This window comes from Mycolicibacter kumamotonensis (genome assembly GCF_002086285.1).
GTDB lineage: Bacteria > Actinomycetota > Actinomycetes > Mycobacteriales > Mycobacteriaceae > Mycobacterium > Mycobacterium kumamotonense.
In genome coordinates, this window is record NZ_MVHU01000088.1 from 1 (window position 1) to 1,701 (window position 1,701).

General features: G+C 56.6%; 1 rRNA gene. It reads left to right on the forward strand.

The window, feature by feature from the left end:
- Nucleotides 1-149: 149 nt before the first annotated feature.
- Nucleotides 150-1,684: ribosomal RNA gene (locus tag BST28_RS22845) — 16S ribosomal RNA — on the forward strand.
- The last annotated feature ends 17 nt before the right edge of the window (nt 1,685-1,701 follow it).

Genomic DNA, 1,701 nt, shown 5'->3' on the forward strand with positions numbered 1-1,701 from the left:
GGGCGTGTTGTTTGAGAACTCAATAGTGTGTTTGGTGGTTTTTGTTTGTTGTTGTTTTTTGCCATGCCTTCGGCGTCCCGTGTTGGGGGTGTGGTGTTTTTTGTCGGTTTTTCGGAACTGATGTTTTCAGGATTGTTCTGAACGTTTTTTGTTTGGAGAGTTTGATCCTGGCTCAGGACGAACGCTGGCGGCGTGCTTAACACATGCAAGTCGAACGGAAAGGCCCTTTCGGGGGTGCTCGAGTGGCGAACGGGTGAGTAACACGTGGGTGATCTGCCCTGCACTCTGGGATAAGCCTGGGAAACTGGGTCTAATACTGGATAGGACCATGGGATGCATGTTCTGTGGTGGAAAGCTTTTGCGGTGTGGGATGGGCCCGCGGCCTATCAGCTTGTTGGTGGGGTGATGGCCTACCAAGGCGACGACGGGTAGCCGGCCTGAGAGGGTGTCCGGCCACACTGGGACTGAGATACGGCCCAGACTCCTACGGGAGGCAGCAGTGGGGAATATTGCACAATGGGCGCAAGCCTGATGCAGCGACGCCGCGTGGGGGATGACGGCCTTCGGGTTGTAAACCTCTTTCAGTATCGGCGAAGCTTGCGGGTTTTCTCGCAGGTGACGGTAGGTACAGAAGAAGCACCGGCCAACTACGTGCCAGCAGCCGCGGTAATACGTAGGGTGCGAGCGTTGTCCGGAATTACTGGGCGTAAAGAGCTCGTAGGTGGTTTGTCGCGTTGTCCGTGAAAACTCACAGCTCAACTGTGGGCGTGCGGGCGATACGGGCAGACTGGAGTACTGTAGGGGAGACTGGAATTCCTGGTGTAGCGGTGGAATGCGCAGATATCAGGAGGAACACCGGTGGCGAAGGCGGGTCTCTGGGCAGTAACTGACGCTGAGGAGCGAAAGCGTGGGGAGCGAACAGGATTAGATACCCTGGTAGTCCACGCCGTAAACGGTGGGTACTAGGTGTGGGTTTCCTTCCTTTAGGGATCCGTGCCGTAGCTAACGCATTAAGTACCCCGCCTGGGGAGTACGGCCGCAAGGCTAAAACTCAAAGGAATTGACGGGGGCCCGCACAAGCGGCGGAGCATGTGGATTAATTCGATGCAACGCGAAGAACCTTACCTGGGTTTGACATGCACAGGACGCCGGTAGAGATATCGGTTCCCTTGTGGCCTGTGTGCAGGTGGTGCATGGCTGTCGTCAGCTCGTGTCGTGAGATGTTGGGTTAAGTCCCGCAACGAGCGCAACCCTTGTCTCATGTTGCCAGCACGTTATGGTGGGGACTCGTGAGAGACTGCCGGGGTCAACTCGGAGGAAGGTGGGGATGACGTCAAGTCATCATGCCCCTTATGTCCAGGGCTTCACACATGCTACAATGGCCGGTACAAAGGGCTGCGATGCCGTGAGGTTTAGCGAATCCTTTAAAGCCGGTCTCAGTTCGGATCGGGGTCTGCAACTCGACCCCGTGAAGTCGGAGTCGCTAGTAATCGCAGATCAGCAACGCTGCGGTGAATACGTTCCCGGGCCTTGTACACACCGCCCGTCACGTCATGAAAGTCGGTAACACCCGAAGCCGGTGGCCTAACCCTTTGGGAGGGAGCCGTCGAAGGTGGGATCGGCGATTGGGACGAAGTCGTAACAAGGTAGCCGTACCGGAAGGTGCGGCTGGATCACCTCCTTTCTAAGGAGCACCATTTT